Source organism: Streptomyces sp. NPDC032091 (assembly GCF_055580265.1).
On the sequence record NZ_JBVILR010000016.1, the window covers coordinates 167,444 to 190,611 of the forward strand.

Sequence of the window (23,168 nt, forward strand, 5' to 3'; positions counted from 1 at the left end):
GCCTCCTGGTGGTGAATGCGTTCCGGGAGACCATCGCCCACCCTGTGACCCCGGTCACCCTTGCGTTCATTGAGTTCACGGCCCGGTGCACACTGAGCGCCATGTTCCGCTTCGCCCGTCCGCCCCGGAGCCTCGCCGGCCAGCTGTTCGCCATGCAGGTGCTGCTCGTCGCCCTCGTCGTCGCCGGCTGCGCGGTCTTCGCCTACGCGGCCGCCCGCGGCCAGGCCGAGGACGCCGCCCGGCGCCAGGCCGGGGCCGTGGCCCGGGCCGTCGCCGACTCACCGTCCGTGCGCGAGGCGGTACGGGACGCGGCCCGCGCGGGGAAGGACCCCTCGGCCGCCCTCCAGCCGTACGCGGAACGGGTCCGGGCGGACTCGGAGGTGGACTTCGTGACGATCATGGCCCCCGACGGCCGCCGCTGGACCCACCCCGACCCGCGGCGCATCGGGGAGCGCTACCTCGGCAACACCGCCCGGGCGCTGCGCGGCGACACCTTCAGCGAGACCTACACCGGCACCCTCGGCCCGTCCATCCGCGTGGTCACCCCGCTCACCGGGCCGGACGGCGCCGTCGTCGGACTGGTCAGCGCCGGGATCACCGTCCGCGCCATCAGCGCCCGGCTCGCGCAGCAGCTGACCGCCCTGGCCTGGGTCGCGGCCGGGGCGCTGGCCCTGGGCGGCGCGGGCACGTACGTGGTCAACGCCCGGCTGCGCCGCCACACGCACGGACTGGACGCCGCCGGGCTGAGCCGCATGTACGACTACCACCAGGCGGCCCTGCACGGGGTCCGCGAGGGGCTGCTGCTCCTCGACGGCCGGCGCAGGATCACCCTGATCAACGACGCGGGCCGCGAACTCCTGGGCCTGTCCGGGGAGGTGACCGGCACGGGCGCGGACCGTCTCGGGCTGCCCGCCCCGCTCACCGGGGCCCTCCTCGCCGACCGGCCGCGGGTCGACGAGGTGCACCTGACGGCGGAGCGGGTGCTCGTGGTCAACAGCGCGCCGGTCGCCGGCGGCGGCCGCCGCGGCACGGTGGTCACCCTGCGCGACCACACCGAACTCCAGGCCCTCACCGGGGAACTGGACCACGAGCGCGGCTTCACCCAGGCCCTGCGCTCCCAGGCCCACGAGGCGGCCAACCGGCTGCACACCGTGGTCTCCCTGATCGAGCTGGGCCGCAGCGGGGAAGCGGTGGAGTTCGCGACCGCCGAACTCGAACTCGCGCAGGCCCTGACCGACGAGGTGGTCGCCGGCGTCGGCGAGCCGGTGCTCGTCGCCCTGCTGCTCGGCAAGGCCGCCCAGGCGCACGAGCGGGGCATCGAGCTGCACGTCACCCCGGACAGCGGAGCGATCGACGCCGGGCCGGGACTGCCGCCCGCCCGGGACCTCGTCACCGTCCTCGGCAACCTCGTCGACAACGCCCTCGACGCCCTCACCGGCGTACCGGGCGGCCGGATCGCCGTCACCGTGCGCCGGGACGCCGGCGCGCTGCTGCTGCGGGTCGCGGACAACGGGCCGGGGCTGCCGGAGGGGGTGGACGTCTTCCGGCGCGGCTGGTCCGGCAAGGGAGAGGGGCGGGGCCTGGGCCTGGCCCTGGTCCGCCAGGTGGCCCACCGGCACGGCGGCACGGTGGAGGCCGGCGACACCCCGGCGGGCGGTGCGGCGTTCACGGCCCGCCTGCCACTGCCTCCGGCGGACGGAGCGCGGCCGGCCGGCACGCCGGAGCCGGCCGCTCCCGCGGGGGAGTGCCGCTCGCCCGGTACGCCCGCCGCAGGCGGTGCCGCGTGAGCGCGCCCGTGCGGGTCCTCGTCGTCGAGGACGACCCCGTCGCAGCCGACGCGCACGCGCTCTACGTGGGGCGGGTGCCCGGGTTCACCGCCGTGGCGGCCGTGCACACCCTCGCCGACGCCACCCGGGTGCTGGAGCGCACCCGGATCGACCTGCTGCTGCTCGACCTCACCCTGCCCGACGGCAACGGACTGCGCTTCGCCCGCGGCCTGCGGGCCTCCGGCCATCCGGCCGACGTGATCGCGGTGACCTCGGCCCGGGACCTGGCCGTGGTCCGCGAGAGCGTCTCCCTGGGCGTCGTCCAGTACGTGCTGAAGCCCTTCGCCTTCCCCACCCTGCGCGAACGGCTGCTGCGCTACGCCGAGTTCCGGGCGGCGGCCGGCGAGGCCGTGGGCCAGGACGACGTGGACCGGGCCCTCGCCGCGCTGCGGTCGCCCGCCGCGGCCCAGCTCCCCAAAGGGCTCAGCGCCCCGACCCTGGACCGGGTCGCGGCGCTGTTGCGGGAGGCCCCCGAGGGGCTGACCGCGGCGGGTGCGGCCGGGGCGGCCGGGATCTCGCGGATCACCGCCCGCCGGTACCTGGAGCACCTGGTGGACACCGGCCGCGCGGACCGGGCCCCCCGGTACGGCCAGGTCGGCCGCCCCGAGCTGCACTACCGCTGGCGGGCGGCGGAGGCGGGCTCGGTGTCGAAGGCGTAGAACTTCCGGTGGTCGAGCATGTCCGCCGGGGTCACATCGTTCCAGGGGCGCATGGTGTCGCGCAGGTCGACGACGTTCGGGGTGCCGGCGGCCGGCAGGTACGGCGAGTTCGGGTTCTTCGCCTGCCAGTCGGACCACAGCTTGTCCACGAAGGCGTGGTGCATCCAGAACACGGGGTCGTTCGGGGAGACGCCGGTGCCCATCTGGCCGCCGACCCACACGTGCACCCGGTTGTGCAGGTTGGCGCCGCGCCAGCCCTCCAGGTGGTTGCGGAAGCCGTTGGAGGAGCTGTTCCACGGGGCCATGTCGTAGACCGGCATCGCGAGCACCGCGTCGACCTCGGCCCGCGTCGGCAGCTGGGCGACGCCCTCGCCGAGCGCCCGCCGCAGGTAGGCGCGGCCGTCCACGCGGACCGAGATCTCCCACTTGCCCGTCGCGTAGGCGAACGGGCCGTCCATCACCTGTCCGTCGCGGGCCCGGCCGGTGCCGCCGAGGAAGTCGGCGGCCCAGAGGGAGGAGCGGGTGGTGCGGTCCGCGGTCCAGTCCCAATATGGGATCGAAACGCTCTTGTCCACCGCCTGAAGAGCCGCTTCGAACTCCAGCAGAAACCGGCGGTGCCAGGGGAGGAAAGAGGGGGAGCGGTGGCCGACGCGGTCACCCGAGTCGGTGTCGCCCATGATGAACCCGTTGTGGGTGGTGACGAAGCGGTCGTAGCGGCCGGTGCGCTTCAGTTCGAGCAGCGCGTTGGTGAAGGCGCGCTTCTCCTCGGCGGTCAGCGTGGCCTGGTTCTTGCGCACGGTCATCACATGCCGCCCATCTGCATCGGGGCCAGCTGGGAGCCCTGGAGCTCGCGCACGGCGGCCCGTGCCAGCGAGGCCGGGTCCGGATACGTCTCGTAGTGGTTGACCACGCTGATCCAGGTGCCGTCGGCGTTCTGCATGACGTGCAGCTCGCGGCCGTCGATCCGGACGGAGGGCGTGCCGGCGCCGCCGTGGTGGCCGCCGTGGTGTCCGCCGCCCGAGGCGGGGGATATCTGGATGCGGCGGCCCATGTAGACCTCGTCGACGGTGCCGGCCGGGGTGGCGGCGGCCCGCGAGTCGGTGGCGGCGGCGTGCGCGGTGGCGCCCGCGATGCCGAGGACGGTGAGAGCGCCGGCGGCGGTGCCCAGGGCCTGCCGGCGGGTGATCTTGTTCATGGCCGAAGAACTACCAGCGTCCGCACGGCAGTTGGCAGGAATCCGGACATGGACGGATAAGTTCTATGTAGAACAAATTAAATGATCTTCCCGTCCGGACCGGCTCCAGTGGTCGGAACGGGAAGATCTGCGGCACTGATACTACCCGGCGGTAATTTTTGCGGTCCGACGGTAGGTATGTGGACGGCGTCACTCTCCGGAGTCGGCTGGAAGCGGTGCCGGAATCCGCCATTCCCGATCGGTCCTCAAGGGTCCTTGAAGTCTGTTTTGCCAGGAATGAGCCCCTATAGTCCGCATATGGCTCTTCATCAGACGAAGGACACGCGCGCCGAGGACGCCGACACGGACGTCTTCGCCTCCGCCCTGAGCGGCCAGATCCTCCCCAAGTACCGGATGCCCGAGGACCACTCCTCCTCCGAGGTGGTCTACTCGCTCCTGCACAACGAGCTCCTCCTCGACGGCAACGCCGCTCAGAACCTGGCCACCTTCTGCACCACCTGGTCGGACGACGGCGTGCACCGGCTGATGAACGAGTGCCTCGACAAGAACATGATCGACAAGGACGAGTACCCGCAGACCGCCGAGATCGAGGCCCGCTGCGTCAACATCCTGGCCGACCTCTGGAACGCCCCGGCCGGCGCCACCGGCACCGGCTGCTCCACCACCGGCTCCAGCGAGGCCGCCATGCTGGGCGGACTCGCCCTCAAATGGCGCTGGCGGGCCCGCCGCACCGCCGAGGGCAAGCCCGCGGACCGCCCCAACCTGGTCTGCGGGCCCGTCCAGATCTGCTGGGAGAAGTTCGCCCGCTACTTCGACGTCGAGCTCCGCCAGGTCCCCCTGGAACCCGGCGCCACCGGGCTGCGCCCCCACCAGCTGGCCGCGCACGTGGACGAGAACACCATCGGCGTCGTCGCCATCCTCGGCGTCACCTACACCTGCGACTACGAACCGGTCGCCGAGCTCGCCGCCGCCCTCGACCGGATCCAGGAGGAGCACGGCTGGGACGTCCCCGTCCACGTCGACGCCGCCAGCGGGGGATTCGTCGCCCCCTTCCTCCACCCCGACGTGGTCTGGGACTTCCGGCTGCCGCGCGTGGCCTCGATCAACACCTCCGGCCACAAGTACGGGCTCGCACCGCTCGGCGTCGGCTGGATCGTCTGGCGCACCGCCGACCTGCTGCCCGCCGAACTCGTCTTCGACGTCGACTACCTGGGCGGCGACATGCCCACCTTCGCCCTCAACTTCTCCCGTCCCGGCGGCGAGGTCATCGCCCAGTACTACCTCTTCCTGCGCCTGGGCCGGGGCGGCTACCGCCGCGTCCAGCAGGCCTGCGCCGACACCGCCCAGTACCTGGCCCGCGAGATCGGGGGCCTCGGCCCCTTCACCCTGCTCTACGACGGCCGGGGCGCCCTGCCCGCCGTCTCCTACACCCTCGCCGACCCGGGCGGGGCCGGCTTCAGCCTCTACGACCTCTCCGACCGGCTGCGGATGCGCGGCTGGCAGGTGCCCTCGTACCCGCTCCCGGCCGACCGCGAGGAGACCGTCGTCCAGCGCGTCCTGATCCGGCACGGAGTGACGCGCGACCAGATCGCCCTGCTGGTCGAGGACCTGCGCCGGGCCGTGGCCCACCTGCGCGCCGTCCCGCAGCTCGTCCCGGCCACCCCGAGCCGCTCGGGCTTCCACCACTGAGGGCGCGCCCACCACTGAGGGCGCGCCCACCGCAGACGGGCGGCCCTCAGCCCGACGACGCCGGCCAGCGCATCCCCAGCGCCGTCAGCGCGGCCGCCCGCTCCGGGGCCAGCCCCGCCGCCCGGGCGCGCTGGTTGGCGATCCACGACCCCAGCCGCAGCTCCCGCCCGCCGACCCGCTCCACATGCGTGCGCGGCACCCTCAGGTGCCCCTCGCGGGCGTGGAACTGCCGGGCCGCCTCCAGATGTCCGGCCCAGGCGTCGGCATGGCTGCGCCGCGGCGGCGGCCGCTCCTCCTCCGCCGCCGGGGCCAGCCCCAGCGCGTGTTCCAGCAGCCACCGCTGCGCCCAGGTCAGCCGGTCCCAGCCGAGGCGCTGGGCCCGTACCCACGCCCCCAGGTCCTCGCCCTGCACCACCACCCGCCCCGGCCCGGACGGCACCGCGCCGCCCGCCGCCAGATGCGCCCGGGTCAGCAGGAAGCCCCGCTGCCAGCCGATGTCCCAGGCCGGGCACCACGCCGGGTCGATCTCCTCCAGCGCCTCCCGCCGCTCCTGCGGCAGCGCGCCCGGCCCCTCCCGGCGCGCGGCGGCCCGGTTGTTCTTCATCCACACCCCGACCGGCACGCCGTGCCAGGTGGCGTCCACCGGCGGCAGGAGATGGCCGTGCTCCGCGGCCCAGGCGCGGGCCGCCGCGAGCCCCTCCTCGAAGGCCACGTCGAAATGGCTCCACACCATGCCGAGTTCGTCCAGCTCCCGCGTCCGTTCCCGGCCCAGCGCGCCCCGCCGGTACGTGCGCCGCGCGTCCGCGATCCACTGGCCCAGCGGGAAGCCCGCCAGGGCGGCCGGCCACTCCTCGCGGTCCGCCGGCACCCGGTACGCGAACGGCACCTTCAGGTCCCCGGCCGTCGCGGCGTAGATCCGGGCCGCCTCCGCCCCCCGCCGCCACCGCGTGTGCTCCGGGTTGAGCACCCGCAGCCGGATGAACGCCGCCAGCAGCGCCGGGTCGCGGGGCGTGGAGAAGCTCAGCAGCGCCCGCGCCCCCGCGCCGGGACCCGACCGCGTCGCGGCCGCCGCCGGGGCCTTTGCCGCCGCGCTCGGGGCCTGGGGCTGCGCCAGGTCCTCCACCAGCCGCGCGTCGTGCGCCCGCAGCGCCTCCAGCAGTCGCGCGAGGTCCCCGTACGCCCGCGAGGTCAGCATCGACTCCGGCGACTCGCCCGGCCCCAGCAGCACCGGCACCACCAGCGAGGCGACCTTCCCCTCACCCGGCCGGATCCGCAGCGCCCGGCCGACCGCCTGCACCAGGTCCGGCATGGAACCGCGGACGTCGGCCCAGAAGACCGAGTCGCACTCCTTGGTGTCCACCCCCTCGCCCAGTACCCGGACGCTGCCCAGGAACGCCTTGTCCGCCACCCGGTCCGCGGCGAACGCCTCCAGCACCCGCCGCCGGTGCGCCGCCGTGTGCTGCCCGCACAGCCAGTCCGCCCACACCGTGCGCGGATACGCCGGCTGCGGGCTCCGGCTCGCCGTCCGCAGCCGGGCCGCGACCGCGGGCAGGCCCGCGGCGAACGCCTCGGCCTCCTTCGTCAGGTGGTGGAACACCAGCGTCCGCCGGAAGCCCTGGTCCGCCGCCGCCTTCACCAGCGCCGCCTGGAGCGCCGCGAGCCGCATCCCGCGCACCCGGTCCGAGCGGCCGTCGGCCCCCAGCAGCACCGCCGACTGGAACCCGGGGTCGCTGACGTCCACGCACACCACCCGGTAGGGGGCGCAGATGCCCCGGTCGATGGCCTCGGAGAGCGACAGGGTGTGGCAGCGGGAGCCGAACGGTCCCTGCGGATCGTCCTCCATCGACGCGACCAGCTCACCCCGCCCCCGGGGCTCGCGGCCGCCGTCCCCCTCCTCTTCCTCCTCCACGTCCTCGCCGTCGCGCCACACCCGGGGCGTGGCCGTCATGTACAGCCGGCGCAGGGACGGGATCCGGGCGTTGTCGTGCACGACCGCCCAGGGCTTGCCGATCCGCCCGGAGGTCCGGTGCGCCTCGTCGACCACCACCAGGTCCCAGGGCGGCAGCCCCGCCAGGTGCGCCCGTTCGATGGTGCCCAGGCCCAGCGAGGCGTACGTGGCGAACACCGTCACCCGTTCCACCGGCAGCGCGCCCCAGCGGGCCAGGATGCGCGGATCCGTGGTGGTCGGCACCCCCACGTCCTCGCCGCGCAGCGAGCACACCGCCAGGGCCCGACCGGTGCGGCCGCCCTCCCGCCAGACGGCGACGGTCTGCACGAGCAGGTCCAGGGAGGGCACCAGGACGAGCACCCGTCCGGCCCGCAGCTCCTCGGAGGAGCCCACGGCGACCAGGGACTTCCCCGACCCGGTCGCCATGATCACCTGGGTCCGCAGGCCCCCCGGGGGCACCAGGCCGCCGGCGGGCAGCTGGAGGGCGCGCACGACGGCGTCGACGGCCTCGCGCTGATGGGGCCGCAGCTCCTTCCTCGGCACGCACCTCACCCCGCCCGCTCTGATCTGCTCTTCGGTCTCCAGTCCCTATCTTGCCCGGATTCTGAGTCGAAGAGGAGGACGCGCGGCGGGCCGCGTCACATGCGGGCCCCGAAGTTCTGCGTCCACCAGGGCCCGCCGGCGCCCGGGTGCATGCCCACGCCGATGTCCTTGAAGGAGCAGTTGAGGATGTTCGCCCGATGACCCGGGCTCTTCATCCAGGAGTCCATCACGTCCTGCGCGGTCTGCTGCCCCCTGGCGATGTTCTCCCCGTACGTGGACCAGCGGTAGCCGGCGGCCGTCGTACGGTCGCCCGGGTCCGCGCCGTCGGGGTTGGTGTGGTCGAAGAAGCCCCGCCGCGCCATGTCGTCGGAGTGTCCCTGCGCGGCCCTGTCCAGCTGCGCGTCCTCCTTGAGCGGGCCGCAGCCGGCCGCGGCGCGCTCGGAGTTGACCAGGGCGATCACCTGCCCGACCACCCCCGCCGGAGCGGGCGCGGGGGCGGGCGGCGCCGGCTTCGGCGCGCTGCTCCGGGTCGGCGTGGGCGCCGGGTCCGCGGCCTTGGAACTCGTGGACGGCGACGGGGAGGCAGAAGCGGAGGCCGAGGCCGAAGGGGAGGGCGAGGCCGAACCGGAAGGGGAGGTGGAGGGGGAGCCCGAGGGCTGCGGCGAGGCCGTGTCGGGAGCGGAGAGCGCGGCCAGCGGCGAGGCGGGGGCGCCGCCCGCCTCGGCGCCCCGCTCGCCGGGGGTGGTCGTCAGGTAGACCAGGCCGCCGCCCGCCACGCAGGCGGCGATCACCGCACCGCCGATGGCGCGGCGGCGGTTCTGGCGCCGCTTGCGCTGCGCCCCACGGCTGCCGGACGGGTCGACGGGACCGGTGTCCCCGCCCTTGCGCCGGGCCGCCCGGCCCGGGCCGGACACCACCGGGCTCAGCTGCGTCGCCGCGTCGGCGAAGGCCACGGGGGCGGTGTTCGCGGTCACGGCGGCCCGCACGCCCGCCGTCAGCGCCGCCGCCACCGGGACCAGCGCCAGCCCGGCCAGCAGGCCCTCCGCCGGCATCAGACCGTTCCACAGACCGGAGCAGCGCAGGCACTCGCGGGCGTGCCGGGCTATGCGCTTGCGCCACAGCGGCGACGGCCGGCCGTCCCAGGTGCCCGTCATCGCACGGATCTGCTCGCACGGCGGCTGCGCCTCCAGGGCCCGCTCCACCACCCGCGCCGACTCCAGCTGCGCCTTCATCCGCTGCACCCGCACCGCCGTGTGCTGCGGGGTCAGTTCCAGCGCCGATGCCACATCGGCGCGGGTCAGCTCACCGGCGCACTCCAGCCACCACAGCGACAGCAGCGCCCGGTCGTCGGGCTCCAGCCAGCGGGTCGCGCGGGCCGTCTCCCGGCGCTGCCCCGACAGCTGGAGCCGGACCACCGTCAGGTCGGCGAAGTCGGCGCCGGGATCGGCCATGTCCTGGGCCGCGTCCAGGCCGCCGGCGTCCGGGGCGCCGCTGCGGGACTGCCAGTGCGCCCGTATCCGGTTCATCGTGATCGCCACCAGCCAGGACCGGAAGTTCTCGTCCGCCCGCAGGGTGCCCAGGCCGTCGAGCGCCCGCAGCATGGTGTCCTGCACCACGTCGTCCACGTCGACGGAACCGTTCAGGGCCCGGCCGACGATGTTGTAGACGAGCGGGAGGTGGGTACCGACCAGCTCGTCCTGCGCGCGGGGATCGCCCGCGCGGGCCGCTGCCACCAGCTCTGCCGTGTGCTGTGTACTCATGTGAACTTCCCTGTCCGTACCGGCGGTCGATGATGTCCGACAACTGGGAGACCGTCGAGGGGGACCCCGATAACACTTATCGGAAGAAGTTTTTATCCGAAGGGGATTCTCCGGCGCGGACCGGGCCCGGGATTGTAAGGTCTGGACCAATAAGTTCCCGTGCACGATGCCGAGTTCCCCCCGGGGGGACCGCCCGGGAGGGGCCGCCCGTGTCCTTGCGTCCGTACGAAGTGCTGGCCGCCCAGCGCCTGCTCCCGGTGCTGCGCAGCGGCGACGCGGACGGGGCGGTCCGGGCCACCGTCGCCCTCCTCGCCGCGGGCTGCCGCGCCGTGGAGCTGACCACCACCACACCCGGCTGGGCCGGCGCCGTGGCACGCACCGCCGCTCTGTCCGACGCGCTGGGCCGGCCGGCGCTGATCGGCACGGGCACCGTCACCACCGCGGCCGACGCCGAGGCGGCCCTCGACGCGGGCGCGGGCTTCCTGGTGTCCCCGTACCCGGCCCCCGAGGTGCGCGAGGTCGCCGAACGGCGCGGGGCGGCCTTCCTGGAGGGCGGTTTCACCCCCGGCGAGATCGCCGCCGCCGTCCGGCGCTCGGGTGCCGCGAAGGTCTTCCCGGCGCACGTGGGCGGCCCGGCGTTCCTGCGCTCCCTGCGGGCGGTCCTCCCCGGCGCCGTCCTGATCCCCACGGGCGGCATCGCGCCCCGCGAGGTCCGCGACTGGCTCGCGGCGGGCGCGACCGCGGTCGGCATCGGCAGCGGTCTCCCGGCCGACCCGGCCGAACTGTCGGCCCTGTTCACCTCCCTGAGGACCACCCCGGTCGCCTCCGTCCTGACGACCACCCCGGCCGCCGCCGGCGCCTGCGCCCCGCCCACCCGACCGCCCGCCCGCCCGGGCCGAAAACCCGCCCGCGACACTCCCGGGACCGTCCGGGCCGGGCGGGGAGCGCTGGGCGTGGCCGCGTTGACGGCCGGCGGGTCGTACGACGTCCTCGTGCTCGGCGAGGTGCTCGTCGAGATCCACGCCGAGACCCCGCTGCGCGCCGCCGCCGACGGGACCGCGGCCCGGATCTCCTACTCCGGCGACGCCCTCAACGCCGCCGCCGCGGCGGCCGCGGCCGGCGCCCGTACCGCCCTGCTCGCGGTCGTCGGGGAGGACGAGCTGAGCGTCCCGCTGCTGCGCCGGGCCGCCGACCTGGGCGTGGACGTCTCCCACGTCCACCGCGCCCCGCACCCCAACGGCGCCTACCTGCTCAGCGCGGACACCGGCGGCGAGCGCGAGTTCGTCTACTGGCGCACGCGCAGCGCCGGCTCCACCCTCTCCCCGGCCCACGTCGAGGCCTGGCGGCCCCTGCTGACCGGCGCCGGGGCGCTGATCACCGGCGGGATCGCCGGGGCGCTCTCCCCCTCCAGCCGCGCGGCGGTGCTCGCCGCCGCCCGGACGGTCCACGGGGCCGGGGGCCACGTCACGTACGACCCCAACTTCCGCCCCCGGCTGACCGGACGGGACGAGGCCCGTTCCCTGCTGGCGGCGATGGCCCCGCTGACCGGCCTGCTCAAGACCTCCTGCCCCGCCGACGCCCTCGCCCTGGTCGACACCGCCGACCCGCGCACGGCGGCCGCCCGCTACCGCGCCCTCGGCGCCCGCGCCGTCGCCGTCACCGCCGGGGCGGACCGGCTGCTCCTGGACGAGGGCACCCGGGCGGCCCACCACCCCGTCCCCGTCAACCCGGACCCCGTCGACGCGACCGGCGCCGGGGACTGCTTCACCGGGACCGCCACCGCCCGGCTCGCCCTCGGCGACCCGCTCCCGGAGGCGGTGGCCCACGGCGTCGCGGCGGCCTCGCTGTCGGTGTCGGGCCGCGGGGGCACCGGCCGCGTCCCCGCCTTCGCGGAGACGGCGGCCCTGGCCGCCACGCTGGCGCCGCCTACTCCTCTTCCTCCCCGTCCTCTTCCTCCTCCCGCAGCTTCTCCTCCAGGGTCTTCTCCGGCGGCTCCTCGTACGCGAGCGGATCGCTGACCCAGCCCGCCGCCAGGACCAGCCGCGAGGTGCGGTGCACGGCCAGGAAACCGAAGGGGCGGTCGAAGGCCACGCCGGTGTGGCGGACGCGGTAGCGGACCGGGGGCGGCATGGCGCTGCCCGGTGCCATCGCGACGGCCGTCACCGCGGCGGCCTCGAAGCCCTCCGCCTCGAAGCGCGCCATCGCCGACTGCCGGGCCGAACCGATGGCCAGGGGTGCGGAGCTGACGCCGGGGAAGTGACCGCGGCCGTCGTCGCACGCCGTCTCCAGGCCGAACAGGCCGGCCCGCTCCAGCAGATCGTGCTCGGCCCGCACCTCGAAGGCGGGCGTCCTGACGACGAGCCGGGGCCCGGGCGACAGGGCGAGCACGGTGGCGACGGTCAGTCCGGGCCCGGGGCGGCCCTCCGGGAGCAGGCTCGCGGGGGTGACGGGCCGGGCACGGGTGACGGCCTCGATCCCGGTGGTGAGGACGGCGCCGGGCCCGGCGCCGGGCTCCCCCAGCACGAGGTGGACGTCCACCCCCGTGTCCCCGACCACCTCCAACAGGGTCACCGCCCCGGCCGGCCCCTCGGCCACCCCGGCCCGGTCCGGCAGGGCCGTGCTGCGGTGGAGCATCCGCAGGACGCGTCCGGCCCAGGGGCCCGCGTCCGCCCCGCCGCGCGCCTCCCTGAACGGCTGGACCCACCTCGTCCTCAGCGCCAGGGCCGAAGCCAGCACCAGCCGCGTCCCGTCCGGCCCCTCCGCCAGCGGGACCGGCATCCGCTTGACCAGCCCGCCGGTCTCCCGGTCGGCCCACGCGTCCAGCGCCTGGTGATCGGCCTCCGCGCTGCCGCTCAGGGTGGCGTGGCCCCCCGGCGCGAGCCGGTCCAGCCAGGCCGCCTCCAGCGGCAGGTCCGCCCGGGTCCACAGGCCCGTCGCCGCCCGCAGCCCCCGTACGCCGTCCAGCGCGGCCAGCAGCTCCCGCGCGGCCTCCGCGGCCCGGTCGGCCGGCAGGCCCAGGGCTTCCGCCAGCTCCGCCCGGGCCGGGCCCGCCGCCCCGTCCGCGAGCGGGGCGAGCAGCGGCCAGACCCCGGCCGCCGTGAAGACCGTACCGGCGTCACCGCCGTGGGCCGCGGCCCAGCGCGCCGTCAGCCGGTTGACCGCCCGTACCGTCGAGTTCCTCATGCTCATGCCGGGCGAGGCTACGGGGCGGGCAGGGCCTCTGCCGAATCCTTTCTCCGCACCCGGAGTTCCGGATCCGGACCGGTCCGAAAAACATCCTCCGCGCCCCTGGGTTCCTCCACGCCCCGTCGCTACCCTCCGCGCATGATTCCCACGGTGGTCTGGGGCACGGGCAACGTAGGCCGCGCGGCGATCCGCGCCGTCGAGGCCCACCCGGCGCTCGCACTCACGGCAGTGATCGTCCACAACCCCGCCAAGGTCGGCCGCGACGCGGGCGAACTCGCCGGGCTCGACCGCCGGCTGGGGGTGGCCGCGACCGACGACATCGCAGCGGTCCTCGCCGCCCGCCCCGCCGCCGTCGTCTACGCGGCCTCCGGCGACGTCCGCCCCGACGACGCCCTCGCCGACATCACCCGCGCCATCGCGGCGGGCGCGGCCGTCGTCAGCCCGGCCCTCTACCCCCTCTACGACCACCGCAGCGCCCCGCCGGAGTTCCGCGACCCGGTCCTCGCCGCGATAGCGGAGGGCGGCGGCTCGCTCTTCGCCTCCGGCGTCGACCCCGGCTGGGGCAACGACGTGCTGCCGCTCCTGCTCAGCGGACTGGGCACCACCGTGGACGCGATCCGCTGCCAGGAGATCTTCGACTACTCCACCTACGACCAGCCGGACTCCGTCCGCGACCTGGTCGGTATGGGCCGGCCCATGGACCAGGAGCCGATGATGCTCATGCCCTCGGTGCCGACCATGGTGTGGGGCGGCCAGATCCGCATGATGGCCCGCGCCCTCGGCGTCGAACTCGACGACATCCGCGAGACCTCCGACCGGCGCGCCCTCGACGCCACCGTCACCACCCCCACCATGGGCGAGTTCGAGGCCGGCACCCAGGGCGCCATCCGCTTCGAGGTCCAGGGCATCGTCGCAGGCGAGCCCCGCATCGTCATCGAACACGTCACCCGCATCCACGCCTCCTGCGCCCCCGACTGGCCCTCCCCGCCCGACGGCGGAGCCGGCGCCCACCGGGTCGTCATCGAGGGAAGCCCGCGCATCGAGGTCACCGTCGAGGCCACCGACGAGGGCGGGAACCGCTCGGCGGGCGGCAACGCCACCGCCGTCGGCCGGCTGGTCGGCGCCATCGACTGGCTGGTGGAGGCGGAACCCGGGCTCTACGACGCCCTCGACGTCCCGCTGCGCCCCGCAGTCGGCAAACTGGGAAGGAAACAGCCATGAGGATCGACGTCCCGGACGGTCGGCACCCCATCGAGTACGTGTGGGGCGACCTGGTCCCCGGCATCGGCATGGCCGCCGCCAACTTCTCCCTGTCGGTGTACGCCCACACCACCCTGGGCCTGCGCGAGTTCGAGGCCGCCCGGCTGCGCATCGCGCAGATCAACGGATGTGTCTTCTGCCTGGACTGGCGCACCGACCGGGACGGGGAGAAGGTCGAGGAGGACTTCGCCGACGCGGTCACCGAGTGGCGCACCACCGAGGCCTTCGACGACCGCACCCGTCTCGCCGCCGAATACGCCGAGCGCTACGCCCTGGACCACCACCACCTCGACGAGGAGTTCTGGGAGCGGATGACCGCGCACTACACGCAGGTGGAGATCGTGGAGCTGAGCATGAGCATCGGCTCGTGGCTCGCCTTCGGCCGCCTCAACCACGTCCTGGGCCTCGACAGCGTCTGTGTGCTGCCGGGGAGCTGAACGGTGCCGGGGCCGGCCCGGGCGCGCGCTGCGTCCGGCCGGCCCCGGTGACCGTCCGCCCTCAGAGGTCCGTGGCGATGATCTTCTCTATGTTCCGCTCGGCCAGAGCCGTGATCGTCACGAACGGGTTGACGCTGGTGTTGCCGGGGATCAGCGCCCCGTCGATGACGTACAGGCCCGGGTGGCCGTGCAGCCGGCCGTAGTTGTCGGTGGCCTTGCCCAGCACCGCGCCGCCGAGCGGGTGGTACGTGAGGTGGTCGCCCCAGACCTTGTTGGTGCCGAAGAGGTCGCTGCGGTAGATCGTCCCCTCCTTCGCGTTGATCTTGTCGAAGATGGTCTTCGCCATGTCGATCGACGGCTGCTTCCAGGCGGTCTGCCAGTTCAGCTCGACCTTGCCCGTCGCCGCGTTCCAGGTGAACTGGGCGCGGTTGGGGTTCTTGGTGATGGAGAGGTAGAAGGAGGCGTAGGTCTCGATGCCGGTCGGAAGCGGGGCCACCTCGGCGAAGGCGCCGCCCGCGTCCCAGTTGTCGATGCCCCCGCAGGGGATGGACGCCTGCACCTTGCCCGTCGGGTCCCACAGGTGGTTCGCCCGGCCGCACATGACGTTGCCGTTGTCGCCCCAGCCCTTGCCGATCTCGTCGTTGAGCAGCGGCAGCGCCCCGGTGGCCTTCAGCCGGACCAGCAGCTTGCTGGTGCCGACGCTGCCGGCGGCGAAGAACACCCGGTCGGCGGTGACGCTCTTGACGGCGACCACGTCGCCGGAGGTGTTCAGCTCCTCCATGGCGACCGTGTAGCCGCCACCGTCCGAGGGGGAGACGGTGGTGACGCGGTGCAGGGGGGAGATGGCCACCTTGCCGGTCGCCCGCGCGGTGGCGAGGTAGGTCTTCTGGAGGGACTTCTTGCCGGCGTTGTTGCCGTAGAGGATCTCCCCGTCCACGGCGGACTTGGGGACGGTTCCGGCCACCTCCTGCTTCATGTAGTCCCAGTCGTAGACGTCGGGCACGAAGACGAAGGGGAAGCCGGAGCGCTGGGCGTGCCTGCGGCCCACGCGGGCGAACTGGTAGCAGTCCACCGTCTCGAACCAGTCGGGGTCGACGAGGCCCACCCCGAGGCCGGCGTTGGCCCGGGGGTAGTAGGTGGAGTACATCTCGTCGGGGTCCACCGTGGGGAGGATCGCGGCGAAGTTCTGCCGCTTGGGGGTCACCGCCATACCGCCGTTGACGAGCGAGCCGCCGCCGACGCCGCGGCCCTGGTAGACGATGATCCCGCCCATCTCCTCGGCGTCGAGGATGCCCGTGTACTTCGGGACGTCCTTGTCGATGGGGAAGCCGAGGAAGTTGCTCAGCGGCGCCTTCGTGCGGGTGCGCAGCCAGAAGGAGCGGTAGTCGGGCTTGGTGGTGTTGGCGAAGATCTTGCCGTCGGTGCCCGGGGTGTCCCAGGCCATGCCCATCTCGACCATGTGGACGTCGACGCCGGCCTGGGCGAGCCGCAACGCGGCGACCGAGCCGCCGTAACCGGTGCCGATGACGAGGGCCGGGACACGGGTCCCGGACGCGAGGGGGGCGTGCGCGACGGTGGAGCCGGTGGCGGGATTCGCGCGGGCGGCGCTGGTGTTGACGGAAAGCGCCATGGCTCCCAGAAGAGAACCGGTTCCAGCGATGAATCCGCGCCGGGAGACACCCTTGGACACCTTGCTGTGCAGGGACTTGTCACTCATGTGGCGTTCCTCACTCTCGATGGAGTGGGAACAAGTTCTACTGTCGAGTGCCTGCTAAGTCACTAGATGCGTCGAGATAATTTCCGGCCGGTTTCCGCAGGGCCTCAGGACAGGCTCCAGTGCGCGACGTCGTCTCCGAGCCCGGAGTCCAGTGCGAACTGCACCGCCGCCGGGCGGGCTTCCCGCGGCAGCCGGAAGACGACGTAGCCCGCGGCCGACCGGCCCGGGGCGAGGGTGAGGGTGTCGGGAAGGGCCGGGCCCGCGTCCGTGGCATCCCCGAGACCGGTGAACCGCCGCCCTGTGGTGTCCAGGAGGTGCGCGGACGGGGCGGGGGAGTCCTCGTACGGCACGGTCCCCGTGTTCTCCAGGCGCAGCTCCACGGCGACCAGCCGGTCGGCCCCGGGCGCCGGCGCCGGGCCCGCGGGGTCGACGACCCGGGTGAGGGTGACGTCGAGGCGCTCCCCGGGCCGGTCACCGTCGAGGGAGACGGTCTCGCCGGAGCCGCCGGTGCCCGCGCCGAGCAGCAGCGCCGCGAGGAGGGGAGCCAGGAGGAGACGGGCGGCCTTGGCCGCGCGCCCCGGACCCGCGTGGCCCGTGTGGCTGCCGTGACGCATGACCGACCTCCTCCACCCCCCTCGCCGCCCACGATCCTCCGTACGGGCCGGTCCCGCCACCGGCGGCGTTCGAGGGCCTTCATGGGGCAAACACCGCATCTGGCAGACTTGGCCGCATTGTCCCGGGCGGTGCAGGACAGGAAACCGGTGCGAATCCGGTGCGGTCCCGCCACTGTGACCGGCGGCCCCTTGCACGGGGCCCCGGGAGTCAGACACTGACGCGCCGCCTCTTCACTTCGACCGGGGACGAGGATCCCCCGGAGAGGCCTCACCATGCCGCGTTTCCGCGCAGCCCTGCGCCCGCTCCCCGCGCTCGCGCTCCTGACGACACTGACGACCCTGACCGCGTGCGCCGGTCCGTCCGGGGCGGGAGGGTCCGCTCCCGGCGCGCACGCGGCGCCCGGGTTCCCGTACACCGTCACCAACTGCGGTGTCGCCACCACCTACCAGGCCCCGCCCCGACGCGCCGTCACCATGAACCAGCACGCCACCGAGATGCTGCTCGCCCTCGGCCTGCAGGACCGGATGGCGGGCACGGCGTACCTCGACGACTCCGTCCTCCCGGCCTACCGGAGCGCCTACGCGGGCATCAAGGTCCTCGCGAAGGAGTACCCCTCGAAGGAGGTCCTCCTCGGCGCCGACCCGGACTTCGTGTACGGCGGCTACTCCAGCGCCTTCGACAAGGGGCAGGGCCGCGACCGGGAGGGGCTGGCCGCGTCCGGCATCGGCTCCCGGCTCAGCGTCGAGTACTGCACCCCGGGCCGGGTCGGGCTCGCGCAGCTGAAGACCGAGATCACCGAGGTCGCCCGGACCTTCGGCGTGCCCGAGCGCGGCACGGCCCTGATCGAGGAGGAGCAGCGCCGGATCGACGCCGTCACCGCGCGGGTCAAGGACCGGGCCCGCCCGGCCGTCTTCGTCTACGACTCGGGCGAGGGCTCCGCCTTCACCTCCGGGGGCAACGGCATCGGCAACGAGATCGTCTCCCTCGCCGGGGGGACGAACGTCTTCGCCGACCTCGACGCCACCTTCGGCGACGTGTCGTGGGAGAAGGTCATCGAGCGCGGGCCCGAGGTCGTCCTCATCTACGACTACGGCGGCACCACCGTGGAGACCAAGAAGCAGCGCCTGTTGAACGATCCGGCACTGGCGGAGGTTCCCGCGGTGAAGAACCGGCGGTTCGTCGTGCTCCCGCTCTCCTCGGCCGTCCTCGGCGTGCGCGTCGCCGACGCCGTGGAGTCCCTGGGCCGCCAGTTGCACCCCGACGCCGCGTGACCGGCCGCCGTCGCACCGCGGCCGTACTGGTGCTGCTGGCGGCCGCGCTGGCGGGCTCGGCGGTGGCGGGGCTGGCGCTGGGGCCCGTGCGCATCGGTCCCGGACAGGTGCTCGACGCCCTGTCGGGCGGGCCCGGGCGTCGCGGAGCCTTCGCTTCCATCGTGTGGGACGTCCGGATGCCGCGGGTGCTGCTCGGGGCCGTGGTCGGCGCCGGCCTCGCGGTCGCGGGCGCCGTGCTCCAGGCCCTCGTCCGCAACGCGCTCGCGGACCCCTTCCTGCTGGGGGCCTCCTCGGGCGCCTCGGCGGGGGCCGTGCTGGTCATCGTGCTGGGCGTGGGGGCGGGCGGCGCCGTCGGGCTCCCGCTGGCCGCCTTCGCCGGCTCCCTCGCCGCGCTCGTCGCCGTCTACGCGCTGGCCCGGCGCGGCGGCACCATGACCACGGGCCGGCTGATCCTGGCCGGGGTGGCCGTGCAGTACGTGCTGTCCGCTCTGACCAGCCTGGTGCTCGTGCTGGCCGCCCATCCGGACCAGATGCGGTCCGTGCTGTTCTGGACCCTCGGCGGCCTGGGCGGGGCCCGCTGGCACGAACTCGCCCTGCCGGCCGCCGCGCTGCTGGCCGGAACCGCTCTGCTCGTCGCCCTCGCACGCCCGCTGGACCTGCTGCTCGCCGGGGAGGAGGGGGCGCGGACCCTCGGCCTGGACACCGGCCGCTTCCGGGCCGCCGTCTTCGTCCTCGCCTCCCTCGTGATCGGGGTGCTCGTGGCCTACAGCGGGGCGATCGGTTTTGTCGGGCTGATGGTTCCGCACGCCGCCCGCATGGTGGTGGGGGCCGGGCACCGGGCGCTGCTGCCCGTCTGCGCGCTCGCCGGGGCGGTGTTCCTGACCCTGGCCGACCTGCTGGCCCGCACGGCGGCCGCGCCCGAGGAGATACCCGTCGGGGTGGTCACCGCGCTGGTGGGCGGCCCGTTCTTCCTGTGGATGCTGCGCAGGTCCACCCGGAGCGAGGGGGTGGCCGGATGACGGGCCGTCCGGCGGAACTCGCGGTCGAGGCCCTGCGTTACGCGGTCGACGGGCGCACGCTGCTGGACGGCGTCGGCCTCGCCGCCCGGCCGGGCGAGACGGTCGGGGTCGTCGGGCCGAACGGCAGCGGCAAGACGACCCTGCTGCGCTGCGTCTACGGCACCCTGCAGCCCACCGCAGGCCGGGTGCTGCTCGACGGGGCCGATGCCGCCGCGCTGGGCGTCAAGGAGCGCGCCCGGCGGGTGGCGGTGGTCCCGCAGGACGCGGCGGGCACCTTCGGGCTGACGGTCCGCGAGGTCGTGTCCATGGGCCGCAGCCCGCACAAGCGGTTCTGGGAGCAGGACGGTCCGGACGACCGCCGGCGCGTCGCCGACGCCTTGGAAGGCGTCGGCGCCTCCGCCTTCGCCGGGCGCCGCTTCGACGGGCTCTCGGGCGGTGAGCGCCAGCGTGCGCTCGTCGCCCGCGCCCTCGTGCAGGAGCCCGGGCTGCTGGCGCTGGACGAGCCGACGAACCACCTGGACATCCGCTGTCAGCTGGAGGTCCTGGGCCTGGTCCGGCGGCTTCCCGTGACGAGCCTGCTCGTGCTGCACGACCTCAACCTGGCCGCGTCCTTCTGCGACCGGCTGTACGTGCTGTCCGGCGGCCGGGTGGTGGCGCAGGGGGCGCCGCGGGACGTGCTCACGGAGCAACTGCTGGCGGAGGTCTACGGGGTCCGCGCCCATGTCGCCGTCCATCCCGCGACGGGCGCTGCGAACATCGTGTACCTCCCGGACCGGCCCGCCGGCGGGGACCCGGCGGCCGGCGGAGGGCTGCCGGCCGTCAGGCCTCCGGCTGGGCCAGCCGCCTGAGCAGGGGGACCGCGTCGTCGAGGGGGACCGTGCGGAAGAACCGCGCGTCGGCCTCCTCGACGGCGGCCACGGCGCGGGGTGCCAGCTCGGCCCCGGCGGCGGTGACGCGCAGCCGCTTGGCGCGGGTGTCGGCCGGGTCGACCTCGCGCTCGACGAGCCCCTTCTGTTCCAAGGCGCGCAGCACCTGGGAGGTCATCTTGACGTCCGTGCCGGCCTGGCGCGCCAGGGCCAGCTGGTTGGGGTGCTCGCCCTGGCCGTTGAGCCACCAGGCACAGGCCAGCAGGACGAACTGGACGTGGGTGAGGCCGAGCGGGGTCAGTGCCGCCGAGACCTCCCGCTGCCAGCGCAGGGTGGCGTGCCAGAGGAGGAAGCCGGGGCTCTCGCCGGGGCTGAGGGCCATCAGCGCGCCGCCGACTCCGCCAGCGCGGCCATGGTCTCGGGCCAGTCGGCGGTGATGCCCGGGCCGATCTCGGCGCCGGCCTCGTCCGCTCCGTCGCCGGTGATCTCCATCCGGTAGGTGATGCGGACCGGGCCGTCGGGGGTGGGGTCGATCCGGTGGACCGTCCGCAGGAGCAGCCCGCCGAACCGGGCCTCGTCGACGAAGAGCGCGTCCTCGACGGCCTCGGCGACGACCAGCGGTACCGGGTCCTCGCCGGGCGGCGTCATCGTGATGCGGGCTCCGGCGGCGAAGGGGCCGTCGATCTCGATGCGCTCGATGCCGGGATTCCAGTCACCCCAGTTCTCGACGTCGGCCCAGAGGCGCCAGATCGCCGAGGGGTCGGCGCCGGTCTCGATGCTGTGCTCGTACGTCCACATGACGCGTTCTCCTCTGTCGCCGGGTTGTTCATCTGCTCGCAGATTATCTGTGTGCAGACTATCTGTCCAGGGTTCCGCGCCGCCGGGGGTGCCCGGGGGAGGGGGAGGGTGCGCGAAGGGCCCGCCGCACGGTGCGCGGCGGGCCCCTCGGTTGCTCATCAGCCGCCGTACGGGCGGGTGATGATCTCCATGGCATGGCCGGCGGGGTCGAGGAAGTAGACCCCGCGCCCGCCGTCGTTGTGGTTGATCTCGCCCGGGTGCTTGCGGTGCGGATCGGCGAAGTACTCGATGCCGCCCGCCCGGATCTTCTCGAAGGCGGAGTCGAACTCCTCCTCCGAGATGAGGAACGCGTAGTGCTGCGGGGTGATGGACTCGAACGGGATGGTGGCGAAGTCCAGGGTCACCCCGTTGCCGGTCTCCACCGGGATGAACGGGCCCCACTCCGGGCCGACTTCGAGACCGAGGATGTGTGCCAGGAACGTGGCGGACTCCCGGTTGTCACGGGAGTGGACGATCGTGTGGTTCAACTGCACGGACATGTGTGAATGCCTCCACAAGGCATGTCACGGCACCTCCATGCCTCACCCGGTCGGTGACCGGCACGCGATGCCGTCGCCCTGATCCTAGGCACCCCGGCCGTGCCCGGTCCACCGGAATTCGGGTGCCCGGAGGCCTCACGAACCCCCGTACACCGCCTTGACGTTGTCCTGCGCCGGGTGCGTCCGGCCGGCCGGGCCGGCGGCGAACACGCGCAGCAGGTTCTCCGTCACCCGGGTGGTCAGCGCACCGGCACGGGCGTCCAGGCCGTGATGGGCTCCGCTGCGCCCGTCACCGGTCGCGTCGAGCGCCTCGACCCAGCGCATCGTGCCGGTCGCGAAGACCCCGGCCCCGCTCGGCACCGTGTGGTACGCCGTGTCCTGGTGACTCGGCCGGCCCTCGCAGACCACGGGGGAGTGGGCCAGAATCTCGATCGGACGCGGCGTCGGGAACCCCGTGTTCACCTTGTCGTACTCCACCCCGACCAGGTGCGCGAAGCTGTCGCCGGCCTTCACGCCCGTCCCCTCGAACAGCCAGTGGCCCGGGTTCGTCACCACGTACGGGGCGTCCACCGGATAGCCGTCGTAGATCACCCCGAGCAGCGAGCTCTCCGGGTCGGCCCCCGGCGGCGAGCGGAAGTCGACCGTCGCCGGATGCCCCCGCTTGAAGCCGGGGTCCTGGTCGTAGGAGGACTTGTAGCAGACCACCGTACGGTCCGGGCCCAGCTCGGAGGGCTCCAGCCGGATCCGGCGGAAGCAGCAGTTCGCCCCCAGTACCGCGATGTTGCTGCCCGCGTCCCGCGCCGCCGTGACGTGCGCGCGCTGCTCCGGGGACCAGTACTCGTCGTGGCCGAGGGACAGCACCGCCGCCGCCCCCTCCAGCAGGTGCCGCTCACGTGCCACGTCGGTGGTCGTGGCGTACGCGAGGGGTATCCCGAGCCGCTCGGCGAGCGCGACCAGCGGAGCCTCGTAGACCAGGAACAGACCCGCCCCGTCGTCGTACTCGTACGGCCGGTCGAAGGTCACGGACAGCGAACGCGAGGCGTAGCCGCCGCTCGGGCCGTCGTAGCTGCCATAGCCGCCCCACCGGTTGTACGCCTGCCAGGTCGCCACGGCGTTGACGACCACCGTCCGGCCCGCCGCGGCCGCCGAGCGGACGGTCAGCGGCGCGAACCGCTGCCCCTCCCCGCCCTGCGCGTCGAGCCGCAGCAGGTAGCAGCCCTCCGGCCAGCCCTTGGTGTCCACCGTGGCGGTACGCGGCCACCGGGTGCGCACCATACGGGTGGCGGCGTCCACCGTGTGCTCGGGCTGGCGGACCCCGGGCAGCGCCTCGGAGCGCCACACCAGCCGGGCGCGCGCCCCGCCGTACCAGCCCATCCGGTACGCGGAGACCGTGAACCGCGGCGCGGTGGTGGACACGTGCAGCCCGAACGACTCCCCGGGGAGCACGCTGACCCGGTCCGTGAAGCCCTCGATCGCACGCGCCGGGCCGGCCTTGACCACCCGCCAGTCGGCGTTGCCGGGCCGGGCGTTCTCGGCCTTCACGTCGAAGCCGGCCCGGTCGCCGGGCGCCGCCGGCGACTCCTTGCCCGCAGCCTTCCCCTTCAGCGCCGCCCCGCTCTCGCCGGGCCCGCCGCCCGCGCAGCCGGCGACCGAGCCCAGCCCCGCGGCGGTGGCCGCGCCCGTCGCGAGGGCGAGGAACCGCCGCCTGCCCGCGCCCCCGGCGCCCCCGGGTATGTGCTCCTGATCCATGAGGGCACGCTACGTCACCCCCCGCCCCCTCGCTCCACCACCACCGGCGGTCCGTCCCCGCATGTTCCCCGCTCCGATCCCTGCCGCTCCC

The 23,168-nt window shown here is 74.4% G+C and carries 20 protein-coding genes and 1 riboswitch; of the genes, 9 read left to right on the forward strand and 11 right to left on the reverse strand.

Annotated features, from left to right (window positions below; all coding sequences use genetic code 11):
* The first annotated feature begins 152 nt into the window (after window positions 1-152).
* Both ACZ5NJ_RS24915 and ACZ5NJ_RS24920 read left to right on the forward strand, forming a co-directional pair.
* Window positions 153-1,787 (forward strand): sensor histidine kinase, encoded by a 1,635-nt coding sequence (locus ACZ5NJ_RS24915; protein WP_468767444.1) that lies wholly within the window; start codon window positions 153-155, stop codon window positions 1,785-1,787.
* On the forward strand, window positions 1,784-2,485 hold the full coding sequence (locus tag ACZ5NJ_RS24920; protein ID WP_468767406.1) for a response regulator: 702 nt from the start codon (window positions 1,784-1,786) through the stop codon (window positions 2,483-2,485). The genes ACZ5NJ_RS24915 and ACZ5NJ_RS24920 overlap by 4 nt, the downstream gene beginning before the upstream one ends.
* Here ACZ5NJ_RS24920 and melC2 read toward each other — a convergent pair.
* Both melC2 and melC1 read right to left on the reverse strand, forming a co-directional pair.
* Window positions 2,440-3,288: a tyrosinase MelC2 gene (gene melC2 / locus ACZ5NJ_RS24925; protein WP_468767407.1), complete on the reverse strand. Its 849-nt coding sequence runs from the start codon at window positions 3,286-3,288 to the stop codon at window positions 2,440-2,442. The genes ACZ5NJ_RS24920 and melC2 overlap by 46 nt on opposite strands.
* The gene (gene melC1, locus ACZ5NJ_RS24930) at window positions 3,288-3,680 is read right to left on the reverse strand and encodes an apotyrosinase chaperone MelC1 (protein ID WP_468767408.1); all 393 of its coding nucleotides are present in this window, start codon (window positions 3,678-3,680) and stop codon (window positions 3,288-3,290) included. Before melC1 ends, melC2 begins: the two co-directional genes overlap by 1 nt.
* Window positions 3,681-3,977: 297 nt before the next feature.
* On the opposite strand from melC1, the gene ACZ5NJ_RS24935 reads away from it, so the two are divergent.
* A complete protein-coding gene (locus ACZ5NJ_RS24935) occupies window positions 3,978-5,369 on the forward strand; it encodes a glutamate decarboxylase (RefSeq protein ID WP_468767409.1) in 1,392 nt (463 codons plus the stop codon).
* Between the two features lie 46 nt (window positions 5,370-5,415).
* On the opposite strand, the gene ACZ5NJ_RS24940 is transcribed toward ACZ5NJ_RS24935, so the two are convergent.
* Together ACZ5NJ_RS24940 and ACZ5NJ_RS24945 are read right to left on the reverse strand one after the other, a co-directional pair.
* The gene (locus tag ACZ5NJ_RS24940) at window positions 5,416-7,860 is read right to left on the reverse strand and encodes a helicase associated domain-containing protein (RefSeq protein WP_468767410.1); all 2,445 of its coding nucleotides are present in this window, start codon (window positions 7,858-7,860) and stop codon (window positions 5,416-5,418) included.
* A 95-nt stretch (window positions 7,861-7,955) separates the two neighbouring features.
* Entirely contained in the window at window positions 7,956-9,620 is a 1,665-nt protein-coding gene (locus tag ACZ5NJ_RS24945; RefSeq protein ID WP_468767411.1) for a sigma-70 family RNA polymerase sigma factor, read from the reverse strand.
* 209 nt (window positions 9,621-9,829) lie between these two features.
* Here ACZ5NJ_RS24945 and ACZ5NJ_RS24950 point away from each other — a divergent pair, with 209 nt between their 5' ends.
* Window positions 9,830-11,638: a PfkB family carbohydrate kinase gene (locus ACZ5NJ_RS24950; RefSeq protein WP_468767412.1), complete on the forward strand. Its 1,809-nt coding sequence runs from the start codon at window positions 9,830-9,832 to the stop codon at window positions 11,636-11,638.
* Here ACZ5NJ_RS24950 and ACZ5NJ_RS24955 read toward each other — a convergent pair.
* Window positions 11,547-12,809: a serpin family protein gene (locus tag ACZ5NJ_RS24955; protein WP_468767413.1), complete on the reverse strand. Its 1,263-nt coding sequence runs from the start codon at window positions 12,807-12,809 to the stop codon at window positions 11,547-11,549. The genes ACZ5NJ_RS24950 and ACZ5NJ_RS24955 overlap by 92 nt on opposite strands.
* Window positions 12,810-12,944: 135 nt before the next feature.
* Between ACZ5NJ_RS24955 and ACZ5NJ_RS24960 the strand changes: the two genes are divergently transcribed.
* Window positions 12,945-14,027 (forward strand): NAD(P)H-dependent amine dehydrogenase family protein, encoded by a 1,083-nt coding sequence (locus tag ACZ5NJ_RS24960; RefSeq protein ID WP_468767414.1) that lies wholly within the window; start codon window positions 12,945-12,947, stop codon window positions 14,025-14,027.
* A complete protein-coding gene (locus tag ACZ5NJ_RS24965; protein WP_468767415.1) occupies window positions 14,024-14,503 on the forward strand; it encodes a carboxymuconolactone decarboxylase family protein in 480 nt (159 codons plus the stop codon). Before ACZ5NJ_RS24960 ends, ACZ5NJ_RS24965 begins: the two co-directional genes overlap by 4 nt.
* Before the next feature lie 61 nt (window positions 14,504-14,564).
* Here ACZ5NJ_RS24965 and ACZ5NJ_RS24970 read toward each other — a convergent pair whose 3' ends face one another.
* Window positions 14,565-16,220 (reverse strand): GMC oxidoreductase, encoded by a 1,656-nt coding sequence (locus ACZ5NJ_RS24970; RefSeq protein WP_468767416.1) that lies wholly within the window; start codon window positions 16,218-16,220, stop codon window positions 14,565-14,567.
* Window positions 16,221-16,324: 104 nt separating this feature from the next.
* The gene (locus tag ACZ5NJ_RS24975) at window positions 16,325-16,834 is read right to left on the reverse strand and encodes a DUF4352 domain-containing protein (RefSeq protein ID WP_468767417.1); all 510 of its coding nucleotides are present in this window, start codon (window positions 16,832-16,834) and stop codon (window positions 16,325-16,327) included.
* 96 nt (window positions 16,835-16,930) lie between these two features.
* A riboswitch (cobalamin riboswitch) is annotated at window positions 16,931-17,072 on the forward strand.
* A 35-nt stretch (window positions 17,073-17,107) separates the two neighbouring features.
* On the opposite strand from ACZ5NJ_RS24975, the gene ACZ5NJ_RS24980 reads away from it, so the two are divergent.
* Genes ACZ5NJ_RS24980 through ACZ5NJ_RS24990 form a run of 3 tightly spaced genes read left to right on the forward strand, consistent with a single transcriptional unit; the run spans window position 17,108 to window position 19,973 of the window.
* On the forward strand, window positions 17,108-18,106 hold the full coding sequence (locus tag ACZ5NJ_RS24980) for an ABC transporter substrate-binding protein (RefSeq protein ID WP_468767418.1): 999 nt from the start codon (window positions 17,108-17,110) through the stop codon (window positions 18,104-18,106).
* Window positions 18,103-19,125, forward strand: coding sequence for a FecCD family ABC transporter permease (locus tag ACZ5NJ_RS24985; protein ID WP_468767419.1), 1,023 nt, complete (start codon window positions 18,103-18,105; stop codon window positions 19,123-19,125). Before ACZ5NJ_RS24980 ends, ACZ5NJ_RS24985 begins: the two co-directional genes overlap by 4 nt.
* Entirely contained in the window at window positions 19,122-19,973 is an 852-nt protein-coding gene (locus ACZ5NJ_RS24990; protein WP_468767420.1) for an ABC transporter ATP-binding protein, read from the forward strand. Before ACZ5NJ_RS24985 ends, ACZ5NJ_RS24990 begins: the two co-directional genes overlap by 4 nt.
* On the opposite strand, the gene ACZ5NJ_RS24995 is transcribed toward ACZ5NJ_RS24990, so the two are convergent.
* The 4 genes from ACZ5NJ_RS24995 to ACZ5NJ_RS25010 all read right to left on the reverse strand — a co-directional run bounded on the left by ACZ5NJ_RS24995 (window position 19,945) and on the right by ACZ5NJ_RS25010 (window position 23,077).
* Complete coding sequence (locus tag ACZ5NJ_RS24995) at window positions 19,945-20,373, reverse strand: MarR family winged helix-turn-helix transcriptional regulator (protein WP_468767421.1); 429 nt, start codon at window positions 20,371-20,373, stop codon at window positions 19,945-19,947. The two genes, ACZ5NJ_RS24990 and ACZ5NJ_RS24995, sit on opposite strands and share 29 nt — an antisense overlap.
* The gene (locus ACZ5NJ_RS25000) at window positions 20,373-20,789 is read right to left on the reverse strand and encodes an SRPBCC family protein (RefSeq protein WP_468767422.1); all 417 of its coding nucleotides are present in this window, start codon (window positions 20,787-20,789) and stop codon (window positions 20,373-20,375) included. Before ACZ5NJ_RS25000 ends, ACZ5NJ_RS24995 begins: the two co-directional genes overlap by 1 nt.
* A 158-nt stretch (window positions 20,790-20,947) precedes the next feature.
* On the reverse strand, window positions 20,948-21,328 hold the full coding sequence (locus ACZ5NJ_RS25005) for a VOC family protein (RefSeq protein ID WP_468767423.1): 381 nt from the start codon (window positions 21,326-21,328) through the stop codon (window positions 20,948-20,950).
* Between the two features lie 135 nt (window positions 21,329-21,463).
* Window positions 21,464-23,077: a N,N-dimethylformamidase beta subunit family domain-containing protein gene (locus tag ACZ5NJ_RS25010; protein WP_468767424.1), complete on the reverse strand. Its 1,614-nt coding sequence runs from the start codon at window positions 23,075-23,077 to the stop codon at window positions 21,464-21,466.
* Window positions 23,078-23,168 lie beyond the last annotated feature (91 nt).